This is a genomic window from Jiella mangrovi, assembly GCF_017815135.1.
GTDB lineage: Bacteria > Pseudomonadota > Alphaproteobacteria > Rhizobiales > Rhizobiaceae > Jiella > Jiella mangrovi.
In genome coordinates, this window is the sequence record NZ_JAGJCF010000001.1 from 109,110 (window position 1) to 125,378 (window position 16,269).

Annotated in this window: 16 protein-coding genes; 6 read left to right on the plus strand and 10 right to left on the minus strand. The window is 66.1% G+C overall.

Translation table 11 applies throughout. The features are described from left to right. Positions 1–16 precede the first annotated feature (16 nt). On the minus strand, positions 17–1,420 hold the full coding sequence (gene argH / locus J6595_RS00505; RefSeq protein ID WP_209592472.1) for an argininosuccinate lyase: 1,404 nt from the start codon (positions 1,418–1,420) through the stop codon (positions 17–19). Positions 1,421–1,452: 32 nt separating this feature from the next. Here argH and tlpA point away from each other — a divergent pair, with 32 nt between their 5' ends. The 3 genes from tlpA to J6595_RS00520 are packed head-to-tail and all read left to right on the plus strand — an operon-like array spanning position 1,453 to position 2,893. Beyond that, positions 1,453–2,190 carry a thiol:disulfide interchange protein TlpA gene (tlpA, locus tag J6595_RS00510; protein WP_209592473.1) on the plus strand — a complete coding sequence of 246 codons (738 nt, stop codon included), beginning with the start codon at positions 1,453–1,455 and terminating at the stop codon, positions 2,188–2,190. A gap of 35 nt (positions 2,191–2,225) precedes the next feature. Continuing rightward, on the plus strand, positions 2,226–2,498 hold the full coding sequence (locus J6595_RS00515) for an AbrB/MazE/SpoVT family DNA-binding domain-containing protein (protein ID WP_209592474.1): 273 nt from the start codon (positions 2,226–2,228) through the stop codon (positions 2,496–2,498). After that, entirely contained in the window at positions 2,495–2,893 is a 399-nt protein-coding gene (locus J6595_RS00520) for a PIN domain-containing protein (RefSeq protein WP_209592475.1), read from the plus strand. Before J6595_RS00515 ends, J6595_RS00520 begins: the two co-directional genes overlap by 4 nt. An 18-nt stretch (positions 2,894–2,911) precedes the next feature. Here the strand turns inward: J6595_RS00520 and J6595_RS00525 are convergent, their stop codons facing one another. The 6 genes from J6595_RS00525 to J6595_RS00550 all read right to left on the minus strand — a co-directional run bounded on the left by J6595_RS00525 (position 2,912) and on the right by J6595_RS00550 (position 7,602). Beyond that, positions 2,912–3,793 (minus strand): 3-hydroxybutyryl-CoA dehydrogenase, encoded by an 882-nt coding sequence (locus J6595_RS00525; RefSeq protein WP_209592476.1) that lies wholly within the window; start codon positions 3,791–3,793, stop codon positions 2,912–2,914. Positions 3,794–3,868: 75 nt separating this feature from the next. After that, positions 3,869–4,798: an electron transfer flavoprotein subunit alpha/FixB family protein gene (locus J6595_RS00530; protein WP_209592477.1), complete on the minus strand. Its 930-nt coding sequence runs from the start codon at positions 4,796–4,798 to the stop codon at positions 3,869–3,871. A 131-nt stretch (positions 4,799–4,929) separates the two neighbouring features. Further along, positions 4,930–5,679, minus strand: a complete 750-nt coding sequence (locus tag J6595_RS00535; RefSeq protein ID WP_209592478.1) for an electron transfer flavoprotein subunit beta/FixA family protein — start codon at positions 5,677–5,679, stop codon at positions 4,930–4,932. Positions 5,680–5,807: 128 nt separating this feature from the next. Beyond that, positions 5,808–6,380, minus strand: a complete 573-nt coding sequence (locus J6595_RS00540) for a cob(I)yrinic acid a,c-diamide adenosyltransferase (RefSeq protein WP_209592479.1) — start codon at positions 6,378–6,380, stop codon at positions 5,808–5,810. A gap of 41 nt (positions 6,381–6,421) precedes the next feature. Further along, positions 6,422–6,613, minus strand: a complete 192-nt coding sequence (locus J6595_RS00545) for a twin transmembrane helix small protein (RefSeq protein WP_209592480.1) — start codon at positions 6,611–6,613, stop codon at positions 6,422–6,424. A gap of 92 nt (positions 6,614–6,705) precedes the next feature. Further along, positions 6,706–7,602, minus strand: coding sequence for a DMT family transporter (locus J6595_RS00550; protein WP_342453055.1), 897 nt, complete (start codon positions 7,600–7,602; stop codon positions 6,706–6,708). A gap of 355 nt (positions 7,603–7,957) precedes the next feature. Here J6595_RS00550 and J6595_RS00555 point away from each other — a divergent pair, with 355 nt between their 5' ends. Then, positions 7,958–8,335 carry a hypothetical protein gene (locus tag J6595_RS00555; RefSeq protein WP_209592481.1) on the plus strand — a complete coding sequence of 126 codons (378 nt, stop codon included), beginning with the start codon at positions 7,958–7,960 and terminating at the stop codon, positions 8,333–8,335. A gap of 39 nt (positions 8,336–8,374) precedes the next feature. Here J6595_RS00555 and mfd read toward each other — a convergent pair whose 3' ends face one another. The 3 genes from mfd to J6595_RS22800 form a co-directional block, all read right to left on the minus strand. Further along, on the minus strand, positions 8,375–11,887 hold the full coding sequence (gene mfd / locus J6595_RS00560) for a transcription-repair coupling factor (protein ID WP_209592482.1): 3,513 nt from the start codon (positions 11,885–11,887) through the stop codon (positions 8,375–8,377). Continuing rightward, the gene (locus J6595_RS00565) at positions 11,884–12,204 is read right to left on the minus strand and encodes an FAD assembly factor SdhE (protein WP_209592483.1); all 321 of its coding nucleotides are present in this window, start codon (positions 12,202–12,204) and stop codon (positions 11,884–11,886) included. The genes mfd and J6595_RS00565 overlap by 4 nt, the downstream gene beginning before the upstream one ends. Positions 12,205–12,323: 119 nt before the next feature. Beyond that, positions 12,324–13,166, minus strand: a complete 843-nt coding sequence (locus tag J6595_RS22800) for a LytTR family DNA-binding domain-containing protein (protein WP_209592484.1) — start codon at positions 13,164–13,166, stop codon at positions 12,324–12,326. Between the two features lie 129 nt (positions 13,167–13,295). Between J6595_RS22800 and J6595_RS00575 the strand changes: the two genes are divergently transcribed. Both J6595_RS00575 and recG read left to right on the plus strand, forming a co-directional pair. Then, positions 13,296–13,811 carry a DUF6622 family protein gene (locus J6595_RS00575; RefSeq protein ID WP_209592485.1) on the plus strand — a complete coding sequence of 172 codons (516 nt, stop codon included), beginning with the start codon at positions 13,296–13,298 and terminating at the stop codon, positions 13,809–13,811. Positions 13,812–14,137: 326 nt separating this feature from the next. Continuing rightward, on the plus strand, positions 14,138–16,243 hold the full coding sequence (recG, locus tag J6595_RS00580; RefSeq protein ID WP_209592486.1) for an ATP-dependent DNA helicase RecG: 2,106 nt from the start codon (positions 14,138–14,140) through the stop codon (positions 16,241–16,243). Positions 16,244–16,269 lie beyond the last annotated feature (26 nt).

The following is a 16,269-nucleotide window of genomic DNA, read 5'->3' on the forward strand; positions in this document are numbered from 1 at the left end:
GCATCCGTCCCGACGCTCAATTTCCGCCAACGGTGAGGCATTGTCGCCAGTCGGACACTTGGCTGCGCACATTGTCCGGCGCCGTGCCACCAAAACTGGTGCGACTGCGCACCGAAGCGTCGACACCGAGCACGGAATAGACGCCCTCGCCGATGCGGCTGTCGAGGGATTTGAGAACATCCAGCGGCAGGTCTTCCAGGCCGAGCCCGGACGATTCGGCGAGCGACACGGCGCGGCCAGTCACGTGATGGGCCTCGCGGAAAGGCAGGCCGAGCTCGCGCACCAGATAGTCGGCGAGATCCGTCGCGGTCGAATAGCCATGGCCGGCGGCCTTGCGCATCGCGTCGACGTTGACTTCGAGATCGCGGATCATGCCAGTGGCGGCCGCCAGCGCAAGGGCGAGGGAATCGATCGCGTCGAAGACCTGTTCCTTGTCCTCCTGCATGTCCTTCGAATAGGTCAGCGGCAGGCCCTTCATCACCGTCAGAAGCGAGATCAATGCACCGTTGATCCGGCCGGGCTTGGCACGAACCAGCTCGGCGGCATCGGGGTTGCGCTTCTGCGGCATGATCGACGAGCCGGTCGAGAACGCATCCGACAGCTTCACGAAGCCGAATTGCGGCGTCGACCAGATGACGATCTCTTCGGCGAGGCGCGACAGATGGGTGGCGCAAATCGCCGCGACCGACAGAAACTCCAGGGCGAAATCACGATCGGAGACCGTGTCGAGCGAGTTGCGGGTCGGCGTTGCGAAGCCGAGCGCCTTCGCCGTCATGTGGCGGTCGATGGCAAAGCCCGTGCCGGCGAGCGCGGCAGCGCCCAGCGGGCACTCGTCGAGCCGCTTCAACGCGTCGCGGCAGCGCGAGCGATCCCGCACCGCCATCTCGACATAGGCGAGGCAATGATGGCCGTAGGTGACCGGCTGGGCGACCTGTAGATGGGTGAAGCCCGGCATGACCGTTTCGGCATGGGCCTCGGCCTTGTCGAGCAGGGCTTCGATGAATTCGCCGAGCTTTTGTTCCAGCGCCTCGAAAGCGCCTCGAACATGCATGCGAAAATCGAGCGCTACCTGGTCGTTGCGCGAGCGCGCCGTGTGCAGCCGGCCGGCAGCGGGGCCGATCAGCTCGGCAAGGCGAGCCTCCACATTCATGTGGATGTCCTCGAGCTGTCGCGAGAACGTGAACGTGCCGGCCTCGATCTCGGCCTCGATCTGCGACAGACCCTCGACGATCTTCTGAGCGTCTTCGACCGTGATGATCCCCTGACGGCCCAGCATTTCGGCATGGGCCTTGGAACCTGCAATGTCTTCGCGGTAAAGGCGCTTGTCGAAATCGATCGAGGCGTTGATCTCCTCCATGATCGCGTCGGGGCCCGAGGCGAAGCGACCGCCCCACATCTCATTGCTGGTTTTCTGGCTCATCGGTACCGTTTGAACGAAGGATTGGAAGTGACATGACGGCGGACGAACCGAAGCGTTTCGACAAGCGGCTCCTCGCAATTGCGGGTCTGGCCCTCGTCGTTGGCATCGTCGCCGGTTTGGGCGTGCTATACGTGACAGAAAGCGGGTCTGGCAACGCGGTCGCCTCGTCTTGCCCTTCCAGCGACGCCTTCACGACGGCAGTCGACGCCCATGCGACCGGCGAGGTCGCGGCCGTCCGGGCGCTCGACACGCCCTTCGACGCCCGCGCGATCACCTTCAAGGACGGCGACGGCAGGGATGTCTCGCTCGCCGACTTTTCCGGCAAGACGTTGCTCGTCAATGTCTGGGCAACGTGGTGCGTGCCCTGCCGGGCCGAGATGCCGGCGCTCGATGCCCTCGAGCGGCAGGAGGGCGGCGAAGACTTCGCCGTCGTGCCGATCAATGTCGATATCGGCGACGCGGAAAAGCCGAAGAAATTCTACGCCGAGACGAAGCTTGAGAGCCTGCCGCTCTATCACGACGGGTCGCTGGCGACGTTCAACGACCTGAAGTCAAAGGGCGTCACCCTCGGCCTGCCGGTGTCGCTGCTGGTATCACCAGATGGCTGCGCCCGCGCCGTCGTCGCCGGCCCGGCCGAATGGGCGAGCCCGGACGCCATCAGGCTGATCGAGGCGGTGAAGCAAGGCGCGGCGGGCAATGCGGGAAACGAGAGCGCCGCGAGAATTGACGTAGCACCCATCCAATTTGCAGAGGTTGAAAAAGGCGCCTAGATTTCGCTTTGACAGGCCTTTCGGGAGCCACGGCCATGACGATGCTCAAAGTCGACGACAAGGGTGCCCTGACGCTCGACGGTGAAATTCTCGACCATCTCGGCATCACGCCCGGGCAGGAAGTCGAGGCCAAACTCGACGCCGGCGGGAGGGTGGTCCTGAGCGCGAAGTCGCCTGAGAGGCAGCCTCGCACCGGCCGGATCGAGGACGTGTTCGGCATGCTGAGCGAATATTACGACGGCCCTCCCCTGACCGTCGAGGAACTCAACAACGCAATCGCAGACGCAGCCGCCGGGCGGCGGAGATGACAATCTGCGATACCAATGTTCTCGTTCGGGCCATCATCGAGAAGACAGGCAATCAGTCGAAAACCGCGAAGACTTGGCTCTCCGGTCAGCCGCGTATTGTGATTCCAATACTGGTATTCTGCGAGTTCGTCTGGGTTGCAGACCGAACCTATCGAACACCAACTGTCGCGATTGCCGCGTCGATACGAGCGCTGACAGCCGATCCCAAGGTCTTCTACGACAAAGACGCAGTTCGTGCGGGGCTGTCTTACATGGACGTCGGTGGAGACTTTGCCGACGGGGTCATCGTGCACGAGGGAATAACGCTCGGGGGCGAGAAATACGCAACGTTCGACCGCAAGGCCGCGCGCATAGCAAAAGCGGCCGGCTTCGAGAGCATTCTCCTCAAATCCTAGTAGGGCGGCGTGCGTGACTCACCGCGTCGGCACCGGTTCCTCGCCGCGATAGTCGTAGAAGCCCCTGCCCGCCTTGCGGCCGAGCCATCCGGCCTCGACATATTTCACCAAGAGCGGGCAAGGCCGGTACTTGGAATCGGCAAGCCCGTCATAAAGCACCTGCATGATCGACAGGCAGGTGTCGAGGCCGATGAAATCGGCGAGCTGCAGGGGGCCCATCGGGTGGTTGGCGCCGAGCTTCATCGCCGTGTCGATCGAGGCCACCGAGCCGACGCCCTCATAGAGCGTGTAGATCGCCTCGTTGATCATCGGCAAAAGGATGCGGTTGACGATGAAGGCCGGAAAATCCTCCGAAACGGTGATGGTCTTGTCAAGCGCACCGACGAAGACCTTGGCGGCCTCGAACGTCTCTTCCTCGGTCGCGATGCCGCGCACAAGCTCGACCAGCTTCATGACCGGAACCGGGTTCATGAAGTGGATGCCCATGAAGCGCTCCGGCCGGTCCGTCGAGGAAGCGAGCCGGGTGATAGAGATGGAAGAGGTATTCGTCGCAAGAATCGCTTCGGACTTCAGATGCGCGCAGACCTCGCGGAAGATCTTACGCTTGACCGTCTCGTCTTCCGTCGCCGCCTCGATCACAAGGTCGCGGTCCGAAAGCTCCTTGACGTCGGTCGTGCCGGCGATGCGCGACAAGGCGTCGGCCTTGTCGGCCTCGCTGATCTTCTCCGAGGCGAGCTGCCGGCCCATCGACTTTTCGATGCGGGCAAGCCCGGCCGAGATCTGGTCGGCGGCGATGTCGTAGAGCTTGACGTCGAAACCGGCGAGCGCTGCGACATGGGCGATCCCCGATCCCATCTGGCCGGCCCCGACGACACCGATGGTTTTGATCTCAGACGTCATTTGCGCTCTCTCCCAAGGTTTTTATTGCGGCGCAGCATAAACCCTGGCGGGTCGGCGATCAAGCAAGCGGCGTGATCAGAGCTTGTCCTTCAGCTCGGGCAGAATCTGGAAGAGATCCCCGACGAGGCCGTAATCGGCGACCTGGAAGATCGGCGCTTCCTCGTCCTTGTTGATGGCGACGATGACCTTGGAATCCTTCATGCCCGCAAGATGCTGGATCGCGCCGGAAATGCCCGCGGCGATGTAGAGCTCAGGCGCCACCACCTTGCCGGTCTGGCCGACCTGCCAGTCGTTCGGCGCATAGCCGGCATCGACGGCGGCTCTCGAAGCGCCGACGGCAGCGCCGAGCTTGTCGGCGAGCGGCAGGATCACCTCGTCGAACTTCTCCTTGGAACCGAGCGCGCGGCCGCCGGAGAGGATGATCTTCGCCGCCGTCAGTTCCGGCCGGTCGCTTTCCGCCAGCTTCTCCTCGACGAAGGTCGAAAGGCCTGGGTCGCCCGCCACCTCGACGCTGGCCGTCTCGGCCGAGCCGCCCTCGCCGGCCGCCTGGAAGGCGGAGGTTCTGACGGTGATGACCTTCTTGGCGTCCTTCGACTTCACCGTCTGGATGGCGTTGCCGGCATAGATCGGCCGCTCGAAGGTGTCAGGCGCAACGACAGCGGTGACGTCGGAAATCTGCATGACATCGAGAAGCGCGGCGACGCGCGGCGCGACGTTCTTGCCGGTCGTCGTCGCGGCGAAGACGATGGCGTCGTAGCCCTCGGCGAGCTTGACGACGAGATCGGCCAGCGGCTCGGCAAGGCCGTGGGCATAGGCAGCATCGTCCGCGGTCAGTACCTTGGTGACGCCTTCGAGCTTGGCCGCGGCCTCGGCGACGGCACCGGCGTCCTCGCCGGCCACCAGCACATGCACGTCGCCGCCGAGCTTCGACGCGGCAGCGAGCGCCTTGGCCGTCTGTTCGGAGAGGGTCTGGTTGTCGTGCTCGGCGATCAAGAGAGTGGTCATCTGGTTTTCCTCCGCGCCGACAGTCCCTCGTCGTCGGGACTCGATCAGGCGCTCAATCCGGTCAATTCGCTAGGGTTCTTTCCGTCAAACACGGGTTCGGGCGGCCAACTTGCGGCCGGCAACCCGGTTCTTCAAAGAACGCCGGCCTCGTTCTTCAGCTTGCCGAGAAGCTCATCGACGGAGGCGACCTTGACGCCGCCCTCGCGCTTCTTCGGCTCCTCGGTCTTGAGGATCTCGAGGCGCGGCGCGAAATCGACGCCAAAATCGTCCGGGCTCTTCTCCTCGATCGGCTTCTTCTTGGCCTTCATGATGTTCGGCAGCGAAGCGTAGCGCGGCTCGTTGAGGCGCAGGTCGGTGGTGACCACCGCCGGCATCTTGAGGTCCACCGTCTGGAGCCCGCCATCGACCTCGCGCGTGACCTTGGCTCGGCCGTCGGCGATGGTCACGTCATTGGCAAACGTGCCCTGGCTCCAGCCGAGCAGCGCCGCCAGCATCTGGCCGGTCTGGTTGGCGTCGTCGTCGATCGCCTGCTTCCCGACGATGACGAGATCCGGGCTCTCGGCCTCGACGACGCCTTTCAGGATCTTGGCGACGGCCAGCGGCTCGGTCGGCTGGTCGGTCTTCACCAGGATGCCGCGATCGGCGCCCATGGCGAGCGCGGTGCGGATCGTCTCCTGCGCCTGCTGCGGGCCGACGGAAACGGCGATCACCTCGCTCGCGGTCCCGGCTTCCTTCAGACGGATGGCCTCCTCGACGGCGATCTCGTCGAAGGGATTCATCGACATCTTCACATTGGCGAGCTCGACGCCCGAACCGTCGGACTTGACGCGGATCTTCACGTTGTAGTCGACCACGCGCTTGACTGCGACGAGAACTTTCATGGGCGGGGTCTCTCCTTCGAGGTCTTTGGTAAGCGGCGATATCGTTGGCGCACTTTTTGCGCATAGCGGGGCCGCTTGGCAAGCGTCGTCCGGCCATGGGGGCGATAGAGGCAGGCTGAGGCCGAATTCTACCGGCTGCCGCCCGGAACCCAGAGCACGTCCGCCCTGCCCTCGTCATTGGCGATGCGCGCGCCGACGAAAAGATGGTCGGACAGACGGTTCACGTAGCGGATCGCCGTATCGGCCACCGACTCCCCCTCCTTCGTGGCCAGAGCGATCATCAGCCGCTCGGCCCGCCGGGCGACGGTGCGGGCATGATGCAGATGGGACGCGGCCGGCGAACCGGCGGGCAGGACGAAGGATTTGAGCGGCGACAGCCGCTCGTTCATCTGATCGATCTCGGCTTCCAGACGCTCGACCTGGGAATCGACGACCTTCAAGGGCTCGAACTCCAAAGGCTTGCCGGTGTCGGGCGTTGCGAGTTCCGCGCCGAGATCGAAGAGTTCGTTCTGGATGCGCGCCAGCATCGCGTCGAGGGCTTCTTCCGCATGAAGACGGGCTAGCCCGATCACGGCGTTGAGTTCGTCGACGGTGCCATAGGTCTCGACCCGAAGATCGGCCTTGGAGCGACGCTCGCCGTTGCCGAGCGTGGTTTCGCCCTTGTCGCCGGTGCGCGTGTAGATCTTGTTCAGCCGGACCAAGCCCGCCTCCTGTCGATGCGTGTTTCCCGGATCTACCCTCGTCAGTGCTTGGCGAGCAGCAGGACCCCGACGATGAGAATGACCGCGAGCCCCTGCAGCATGACGCGGGCGCGCATCAACTTCTGCGAGGTATTGCCGGAGCCGCCGCGCATCATGTTGAAAAGGCCTGCGAGCAGAACCCCGGCCGTCACGATCATCACCAGAAGGGCAAGGTAGGTCAGAAAGCTGGACATGCCGTCCTTTCGGCTTGGAAACGAGAGGTCTTCCACAGATCATATAAGCCGGCCCGCCGTTCTAGCGAACCGTACCCGCCGCGACATTCGCGTCAGTGGCCAGACCTGCCGATCGCCCGGCTGGTTCCGACCCGCCCCATCGCCGCCGCGACGCCGACGCCCGTCAGAAGCAGCCCGCCAAGCTGGATCGGCGTCAGCGTCTCGCCGAACAGGAGATAGGCCATCACCGCGGTGACGCCCGGCGTCAGATACATCAGCGAAGCGACCTTGGAGACGGCTCCCTCGCGGATCAGGATCATCATCAGAAAGATTGCCCCGATCGAGAGGACGACCGTCAGCCAGGCCAGCGCGAAGACGACCTCGCCGTTCCACTTGACGGCCATGGTCTCGGTCAGGACGGCGAGTGCGAAGCTGGGGATCAGGGCGCCGAGATACTGAAAGACGGTACCGGTGCGAACATCGATACCCGTGGCAAATCGCTTCTGCCAGATCGTGCCGACCGAGATCGCGAGCGCCGAGAGGCAGGCCGGCGCGACATTGACGAAGTGATAGTCGCCGCCCGCTCCGAGCTTCGGCAAGATCACCAGCGTCACGCCCGCAAGGCCGAGGAAAAGCCCCAGCGCATGGCGCGGGCGGATCGTCTCGCCGAGCGCCGGCGCCGCGATGATCGCGGTGAGGATCGGCTGCAGCCCGACGATCAGCGCGACGACGCCGGCGTTCAAGCCATGGCGGACGGCGAAGAAGACGCCGCCGAGATAGACGCCGTGGATCAGGCTGCCGGCGACCATCGAATGGGCGGCGAGCCGCGGGCGCGGCCAGGCAGCCCCGGTCGCAAACGCCATCACGAAAAGCAGTGCCAGCGCGAGGGCAAAGCGTATCGAAAGAAAGGTGAACGGTTCGGCATAGGGCATCGCGTAGCGCGCGCCGATGAAGCCGGTCGACCAGAGCAGCACGAAGACGGCCGGAAAGAAGGGAAGGAAACGCTGCACGTAAGAACGGGAAGTTCGAAAAAACCGTAACCGCGGCCGCAGCCGCTTTTCCACGCTCCTATAAGCCACTTGGCGGCCCCTTCACAATCGCCGGTCAAGCGCCCGGTCGGCGATGGGCGGCGTCTGGCGGCCTGCCGGTCCGGGAGAATAAATCGGGCCTGCGGGCGGCGAACGGTGCGCGACGAATGACTTCATCGGCACAAATGCGCGCAAGCAGCGCATCGCGCAATCTCATATCCCCGGACGCAAGTACGCGTGAGCCGGGGCCGGATGGTTAAAATCGTCCCGTTCATGCAAGGCCCCCCGAAACATCTTTCCTGCACCCTCTGCCGGAAAGATCGACGCGGGAATCATTTTGGTAACGATGACCTACCAGTTCAACTCAGTCGGATCCCCGGCGGCTGACCATACGCAAGGCTCCGCCGCCTCCTCGCCGTCAACGCGAAGATCTTCGGCTGCGCCGGAAGAGCTTCGCGCCTCGCTCGCCGGAGCCAGCCGTTCGCCCGCGATCACGCCGAGCTACATCGAAGAGCTCAAGGCGAAAGCCGAGGAGCGGGTCGCCAATGCCAATGCGATACGCAGCCGCATGCAGCTCGAGGGTCTTGCGGCAAAGGCCTCTACGGACCTGATCGCCGCCGCGACGTCGAGCGATGGCAGCGAAGCGAGCGCCGCCGCCGGCCCGGCAAGTGTCGCCGCTGCGCAGAATGCCTATCGCAACGGCGGCGCCTTCTGACGCGCCGGACGGCGCTGGCCCATTCCAGCGCCAGGCTCTTTAAGCCGCCTGCTTCTGCCCCTCGTCGACGAAGCGGGCGAGATTGGTGGCGATGGTCGCCGCGCCGTTCAGGCGCTTCTCCGGCGTCGGCCAGTCGCGAATCAACACGATCGACTGGTCCGGCCGGATCTTCGCCGAGGCCCCCTGCTCGCCGATATAGCGCACCAGCGCCGCCGGATTGGCAAAGGTCTTGTCGCGGAACTGGATGACGACGCCCTTCGGCCCGGCATCCAGCTTCTCGATATTGGCCTTGCGGCAGAGCGCCTTGATGAACACCACCTTGAGCAGATGCTCCACCTCGCTCGGCAGCGGCCCGAAGCGGTCGATCAGCTCGGCGCCGAAGCCATCGATCTCGCGGGCGTCGCCGAGATCGGCAAGCCGGCGGTAGAGCGTCATGCGCAGCTGCAGGTCGGGGACATAGCTCTCCGGGATCATCACGGCGGTGCCGAGCGTGATCTGCGGCGACCATTGGCCGTTCGTCTCGGATTCCGTGCCCTTCATTTCGGCGACCGCCTCTTCCAGCATCTGCTGGTAGAGCTCGAAGCCGACCTCCTTGATGTGGCCGGACTGCTCGTCGCCGAGAAGATTACCCGCCCCGCGCTGGTCGAGATCGTGGGAGGCGAGCTGGAAGCCCGCTCCCAGCGTGTCCAGCGACTGCAGCACCTTGAGCCGCCGGTCGGCGCCCTTGGTCGGCGTCTTGTTGGCCGGCAGGGTCAACAGCGCATAGGCCCGCTGCTTCGACCGGCCGACGCGGCCGCGGATCTGGTAGAGCTGGGCGAGGCCGAACATGTCGGCGCGGTGGACGACGAGGGTATTCGCCGTCGGGATGTCGAGGCCGGATTCGACGATGGTCGTCGCCAGAAGCACGTCGTACTGGCCTTCGTAGAAGGCGTTCATGATGTCGTCGAGCTCGCCCGCCGCCATCTGGCCGTGGGCGACGGCGACCTTCAGCTCGGGCACATGGGTGTCGAGGAACTCCTTCACCGAGGCGAGGTCCGAGACGCGCGGGCAGACATAGAAGCTCTGACCACCGCGATAGCGCTCGCGCAAAAGCGTCTCGCGCACCACCATGGCGTCGAAGGGCGATACGAAGGTGCGCACCGCCATGCGGTCGACCGGCGGGGTGGTGATCAGCGACAGTTCGCGCACGCCGGTCAGGGCGAGTTGCAGCGTGCGCGGGATCGGCGTCGCCGACAGCGTCAGGACGTGGACGTCCGACTTCAGCTCCTTCAGCCGCTCCTTGTGCTTGACGCCGAAATGCTGCTCCTCGTCGATGATCAGAAGGCCGAGCGACTTGAAGTTCACCGCCTTGCCGAGAAGGGCATGGGTGCCGACGACGATGTCGAGCGTCCCTTCCGAAATGCCCTTTTTGACGTTCGACAGCTCCTTCGCCGTGACCAGCCGCGAGGCCTGGCCGACCTGGATCGGCAGGCCGCGAAACCGCTCGGAAAAGGTCTTGTAGTGCTGGCGCGCGAGCAGCGTCGTCGGCACGACGACGGCCACCTGCAGCCCGTTCATCGCCGCGACGAAGGCGGCGCGCAGCGCGACCTCCGTCTTGCCGAAGCCGACGTCGCCGCAAACGAGGCGGTCCATCGGCTTGCCGGCGGCGAGATCGTCGGTGACCGAATCGATCGCGCCCAGCTGATCCTCGGTCTCCTCATAGGGGAACCTGGCGGCGAACTCGTCCCAAAGCCCTTCCGGCGGCAACAGCCGCGGCGCGCCGCGCATCTCGCGTTCGGCGGCGATCTTGATCAGGCCGCCCGCCATGTCGAGCAGCTTCTTCTTCAGCTTGGCCTTGCGGGCCTGCCAGGCGCCGCCGCCGAGGCGGTCGAGCATGGCTTCGGAGCCCTCGCCGCCATAGCGCGACAGAAGCTCGATGTTTTCGACCGGCAGGAACAGACGGTCGTCGCCGTGATAGCGCAGTTCGAGGCAGTCATGCGGCGCGCCCGCCGCCTCGATCGTCTTCAGCCCGACGAAGCGGCCGATGCCGTGATCGACATGGACGACGATGTCGCCCTCGTCGAGGCCCGAGACCTCCGAGATGAAGTCGGAGTTCTTGCGCCGCTTGCGGCCGCGTCGCACCAGCCGGTCGCCGAGAATGTCCTGCTCGGCGACGACGACGAGATCGTCGCTCTCGAAGCCTGCCTCAAGGCCCAGAACGGCGGTGACGACGAAGTTCTTCGGCGCCTCGCGAACCTGTTTCAGATTCTCCACCGGCTTGATCGAGCCGAGCCCGTGCTCCTCCATCACCTGGGTCAGACGGTCGCGCGAGCCTTCCGTCCAGCCGGCGAGGAGCACCCGCTGCCCCGATGCGCGCAGCTTGGCGACATGATCGACCGCCTCGGCGAAGACGTTGACGCCCTCCGCGGTGCGCTCGGTGGAGAAGTTGCGGCCGCGCCGATAGTCGAGATTGAAGGCCTGGCGGCCGAGAACGTCCGAGACGCCATAGGCCGAAAATCGCACCGGCTCGGCGCTGGCAAGGCCGCCGGCGAGCTCGTCTTCGTCGAGATAGAGTGCATCCGGCTCCACCGGATTGTAGGGCACCCCGCCCTCGCCGCCGGTCTCGCCGCTCTGGCGCTTCCTCGCCTGATAGTGATCCGCAATCAGCGTCCGCCGCTCGGCGACGGCTTCCATCGTCAGATGGTCGAGAACGAAGGCAAAGCCCCGGCAATGGTCGAACAGCGTGTCGAGCCGCTCGTAGAAGAGCGGCAGCCAGTGTTCCATGCCGGCGAAGCGCTTGCCTTCCGAAATCGATTCATACAGCGCGTCGCCGCGCTGGGCGGCGCCGAAGCGCTTGATATAGTTCGAGCGGAAGCGGCTGATCGTCGTCTCGGTCAGCGACACCTCCGAGACCGGCGACAGTTCGAAGCGCTTCAGCTGCTTCGTCGTCCGCTGGCTCGCCGGATCGAAGGCGCGCACCGTCTCCAGCGTATCGCCGAAGAAGTCGAGCCGCACCGGCTCCTCGGCGCCCGGCGCATAGACGTCGAGAATGCCGCCGCGCACCGCATATTCGCCGCGCTCGCGCACCGTCGAGACCCGCTCGAAGCCGCCCCGCGTCAGTGCGGTCACGATCCGCTCCATCGGCATCTGTCCGCCGGCACCGACCGAGATTGCCTCTTCCGCCAGCAATTCGGCCGGCGGCATCTTCTGCAAAAGCGCATTCGCCGTCGTCAGGATCACCGCCCGATGCGGCGCCTCGCGCAGGGCAGCAAGCGACGCCAGCGCCGCCAGCCGGCGCGCCGCCGCCTCGGAAGACGGGCCGACGCGGTCGTAGGGCAGGCAATCCCAGGCCGGCAGAGTGAGGACCGGCAGCTCCGGCGCGACGAATTTCAGCGCCTCTTCCACCTCCGGCATCCGGCTGCCGTCGCGCATGACGAAGACCAGCGGCCGCTTCTTGGCGCGCTGGCGCGCGACGTCGGCGAGGACGAAGGCCTCAGAGCCTTCCACCACGCCGCCGATATCCACCGCGCGGTCATGTTCGAGCGTCTTCTTCAGCTTGTCCGGCAGGCTCACTTGGCCTTCTCCGCCCCGACCGACAGCCCACCGGGGGTCTCACCGACATGAAACTCCCGGATCTGCCGGAACACGGCCGTGTCGAAATTGCCGGGCGTCTCCGCCTCTCCGGTCAGCCATGAGAAGATGTCGCGATCGGGCGCTTCCATCAGCTGCTCGTAATCGTCGAGCTCTTCGTCGCTCAATTCGGCAATACGCGCATCGGCGAACTGGCCGAGCACGAGATCCATCTCCCGGATCCCGCGATGCCACGAGCGGAAAAGCGCCTTGCGGCGGCGAATGTCGAGATCGCTCGATGAGCGCTGCATGCCTGTCATGGGAAGATCGCCATTTTGCCGATGAAAACGCGCCAAAACGGCCACACCCGTCTGGATGGCGCCTGTTTTGTCACGTGTCAGAATTTGCCACGAGATGTAGGGGTTAGTGCTCCGCGCGTCTACCCGTCCTCGCCGCCCGGAAAACCTCCCTCGCGGACCCGGCCCTGAAACGAGCGGCTGACCGGCAGCTTCGCCCCGTCGATCGTCTCGACGACGAGATTGCGACCCTGCCGGCAAACGCGGCGGACCGCGTGGCGGGCGACCCAGTGGGAGCGGTGGAGCTGCAGCCCGTCGATCTCCGAGAGTTCGGCCAGCGCATCCGAGAAGCGGATCAGCACCAGCGCGTGGCCCGCCGCCGTATGGGCCTCGACATAGTGATCGGCCATGGAGAGATGGTGCAGATCGGTGCCGAGCCGTTTCGGCAGGCGCTTGAGAAACGGATTGTCGCGCGCGGTCGTCCGGTCCTGTGGGCCCGCCGGCGAAGGCTCGTCGCGGTTCGTTCCGGCGCCCGGCGTTTCGCCGGCGTCGCCCTCGCGCCCCGGCCGCAACCCGACGAGGGCCGCGATCGCCGTCACCGTCACCACGACGTCGAGGGCGATCTTGCCGAAAAGCGCCGCCGACATCGTGTCCTTGCGGACCACGACCTCGACCGCCACCACCACTGCGACGACCGCCGGCGAGGCAAAAAGCCCCGCAAGCGCGAAACGCAGCGGCCGGGAGCGGATCCAGCCTTCCAGCGCCCGCGAGAAGAAGACGATGAAGAGGCTCGCCGTCGCCGCGCTCGCGGCGCCCTTAAGAGCGTTCACGGCCAGAAGGCCGGGAAGGTGGGCGAGTGTCTCGCCGGGTTCGATCGCTCCGACGGAAACGATCACCGCCACAGCGCCGACGATGCCGAAGAACAGAGGCAAACGGATCACCTCGCGCCATTGGCGAAGCGTGGACGGGACATCCGGCCAATTCACGAAAGCTGTGCTCCCTCTCACGAAGACGCGCTGGAAGGCAGCGCCCGTTCCGGCGATCTCCGGGCAACCCGCGAGCCGCCGTCGCCGATGCGAGCCGGCCCCTGAACCCCGTTTCACAGGAGATCCGCAATGCCCCATAGCATCCTCGACATCGTCGCCGGAACCCCGTTCTGGGTGTGGCTGGTGCTCGTCCTCTGCGTCGCCCTCGGCCTGTCGTCCAGCCGGCCGCGAACCGTTTCCGTCCGCCGGCTGCTGGTCCGGCCCTTGGCGCTTTTCGCGGTCTCGGCCTATGTGCTGTTCGCCGGCGGCTCCGCCGGACACCTCGCCGTCGCCGTCTGGGTTCTCGCCGTCGCGGCAGGGGCGAGCCTCGCCTTCCTCCGTGCGCGGCAGCTGCCCGTCCACCCCGTCGAGGACGCTCCTGGCAAGGTCGCGATCGGCGGAGACCTTCTGCCCCTCGTCGCCGTTCTGGCGCTGTTCGTGATCGACTACGGCTTCGGTGTCCTGTCGAGCCTCGACCCCGCCCTGACGGCACGTCCCGAGGTTCCCACCATGCACGCGGCCCTCGGCGGCTTGTTTGGCGGCCTCTTCGTCGGCCGCGGCCTGACGCTCTTCTGGAGGGCGCAGCCGCTCGCGCAGGCCGCGTGAACCGGCGGGCTCGCGCCCATGCGGCGGGGGGCCCACGGCGGTCGACCAAAGGCAAGCGCCGCCAATGACGCTTCGATCTCCCCCCTTGTGGGGGAGATGGGTGGCAACCCAGAGGGGGGTATGGCGCCGGCGTCGGGACAGGATGGCGCGGCGTCGCCCCCCTCTGCCTGCCGGCATCCGGGGCGAGCCAGGGGTCTCGCCCGTCCTTCGGACCCCCCACAAGAGGGGAGATCGATGCTTCTCCGACGGCGCATGCCTTCGAGCGATCGCCCCGTGCGGCGTCCACCCGCTTGCAAAGACGGCGCGATCCGGTCAAATCCCGCCCCATGCGCCCGTCCCTCCTCGATCCGCTCTTTGCCGCCGTGACGACCCTCGACGGTGTCGGGCCGAAGCTCGCCGGCCTGTTGCAGACGCTGCTGGTCCGCCCCGGCGAGACGCTGCGCATCCGCGACCTGATCTTCCACCTGCCGACCGGCCTCGTCGACCGGCGCAAGCGCGCCGAGATCGCCACCGCGCCGGAAGGCGCGATCGTCACCCTGACCGTCCGCATCGACCGGCATCAGGCCCCCGGCCGGGCGCAGAAGTCGGTGCCTTACCGGGTGTTCGCGACGGACGAGACCGGCGAGATCGCGCTCACCTATTTCCGGGCGCAGCCGGCCTGGATGGAGAACCTCCTGCCCGTCGGCGAGACGATGATCGTCTCCGGCAAGGTCGAGTGGTTCAACGGCCGGCCGTCCATGGTGCATCCGGACTTCGTCGCCAGCCTCGAGCGGGCCGAGACGATGAGCCTCGTCGAGCCGGTCTATCCGATGACGGCGGGGCTGTCGGGCAAGGTCCTGCGCAAGGCGATCGGCCAGGCGCTGGAGCGCGTGCCCGCCTTTGCCGAATGGATCGAGCCCTCGGTCGTCAGGAGCCAGAGCTTCCCGGCCTTCAACGAAGCCCTGAAGCGCCTGCACGATCCGGAAGACGCCGCAGACATCTCGCCCGAAAGCCCCCCCTGGCGCCGCATCGCCTATGACGAATATCTGGCGAGCCAGCTGGCCCTCGCCCTGTCGCGCCAGAACCAGAAGGCCGTCCCCGGCCGTGCGCTGACCGATCCAGCCGGCCGGCTCGCCAAGGTGCGCGCCGCCCTACCCTTCGCGCTGACATCAGGCCAGGAACAGGCCTTTGCCGAGATCGCCGCCGACATGACCGCGCCCGATCGCATGCTGCGGCTCCTGCAGGGCGACGTCGGCGCCGGCAAGACGGTCGTCGCGCTGATGGCAATGGCGGTGGCGGCGGGCTCCGGCTGCCAGTCGGCGCTGCTCGCCCCGACGGAAATCCTCGCCCGCCAGCATTTCGCCGGGCTCTCGAAGCTCGCAGACGCCGCCGGCCTGTCGATGACCCTTCTCACCGGCCGGGACAATGGCAAGGCGCGGGCCGCCAAGCTGGAGGCCATCGCGAACGGGGCCACCGATATCGTCATCGGCACCCACGCCCTCTTTCAGGAAGACGTCACTTACAAGGACCTCGGCCTCGTCATCGTCGACGAGCAGCACCGCTTCGGCGTCCACCAGCGCCTGTCCCTGACGAAGAAGGGCCGCGGCGCCGATCTCCTCGTCATGACCGCGACGCCCATCCCGCGCACCCTCGTCCTCTCCGCCTTCGGCGACATGGAGGTCTCGCGCCTTTCCGAAAAGCCGAAAGGCCGCAAGCCCATCGCCACCGTGGCGCTGCCGACGGACCGCATCGCGGAGGTGGTCGAGCGCATCGGCAACGCCATTGCTGGCGGCCAACGCGTCTACTGGGTCTGCCCCCTCGTCGAGGAAAGCGACAAGAGCGACCTGATGGCCGCCGAGGAGCGCGGCCGCCAGCTCGCCGAGGTGTTCGGCGGGGAGACCGTCGGCGTCGTTCACGGCCGCATGAACGCCGAGGAGAAGGACACCGTCATGGGCGCCTTCAAGCGCGGCGAAAAGCGCCTCGTCGTCGCCACCACCGTCATCGAGGTCGGCATCGACGTGCCCGAGGCCACCATCATCGTCATCGAACACGCCGAGCGCTTCGGCCTCTCCCAGCTCCACCAGCTGCGCGGCCGCGTCGGCCGCGGCGACAAGCCCTCCGCCTGCGTCCTCCTCTATCGCGGCCCTTTGGGCGAGACGGCAGCCGCCCGCCTCAAGGTCATGCGCGAAACCGAAGACGGCTTCCGCATCGCCGAGGAAGATCTGAAACTCCGCGGCGAAGGCGACCTCCTCGGCACCCAGCAATCCGGCCTCCCCTTCTTCCGCATCGCGAGGACGGAGCACCATGCGGATCTGATGGAGGTGGCGCGCGACGACGCACGGCTGGTGCTGGCGACGGACCCGGAACTGAGGGGCGAGCGCGGGGAGGCACTGCGCGGGCTGCTGTATCTGTTCGGGAAGGATGAGGCGGTAAGGTTGCTGCGGTCGGGTTAGTGCAGCGAACTATGATCAGAAATTTG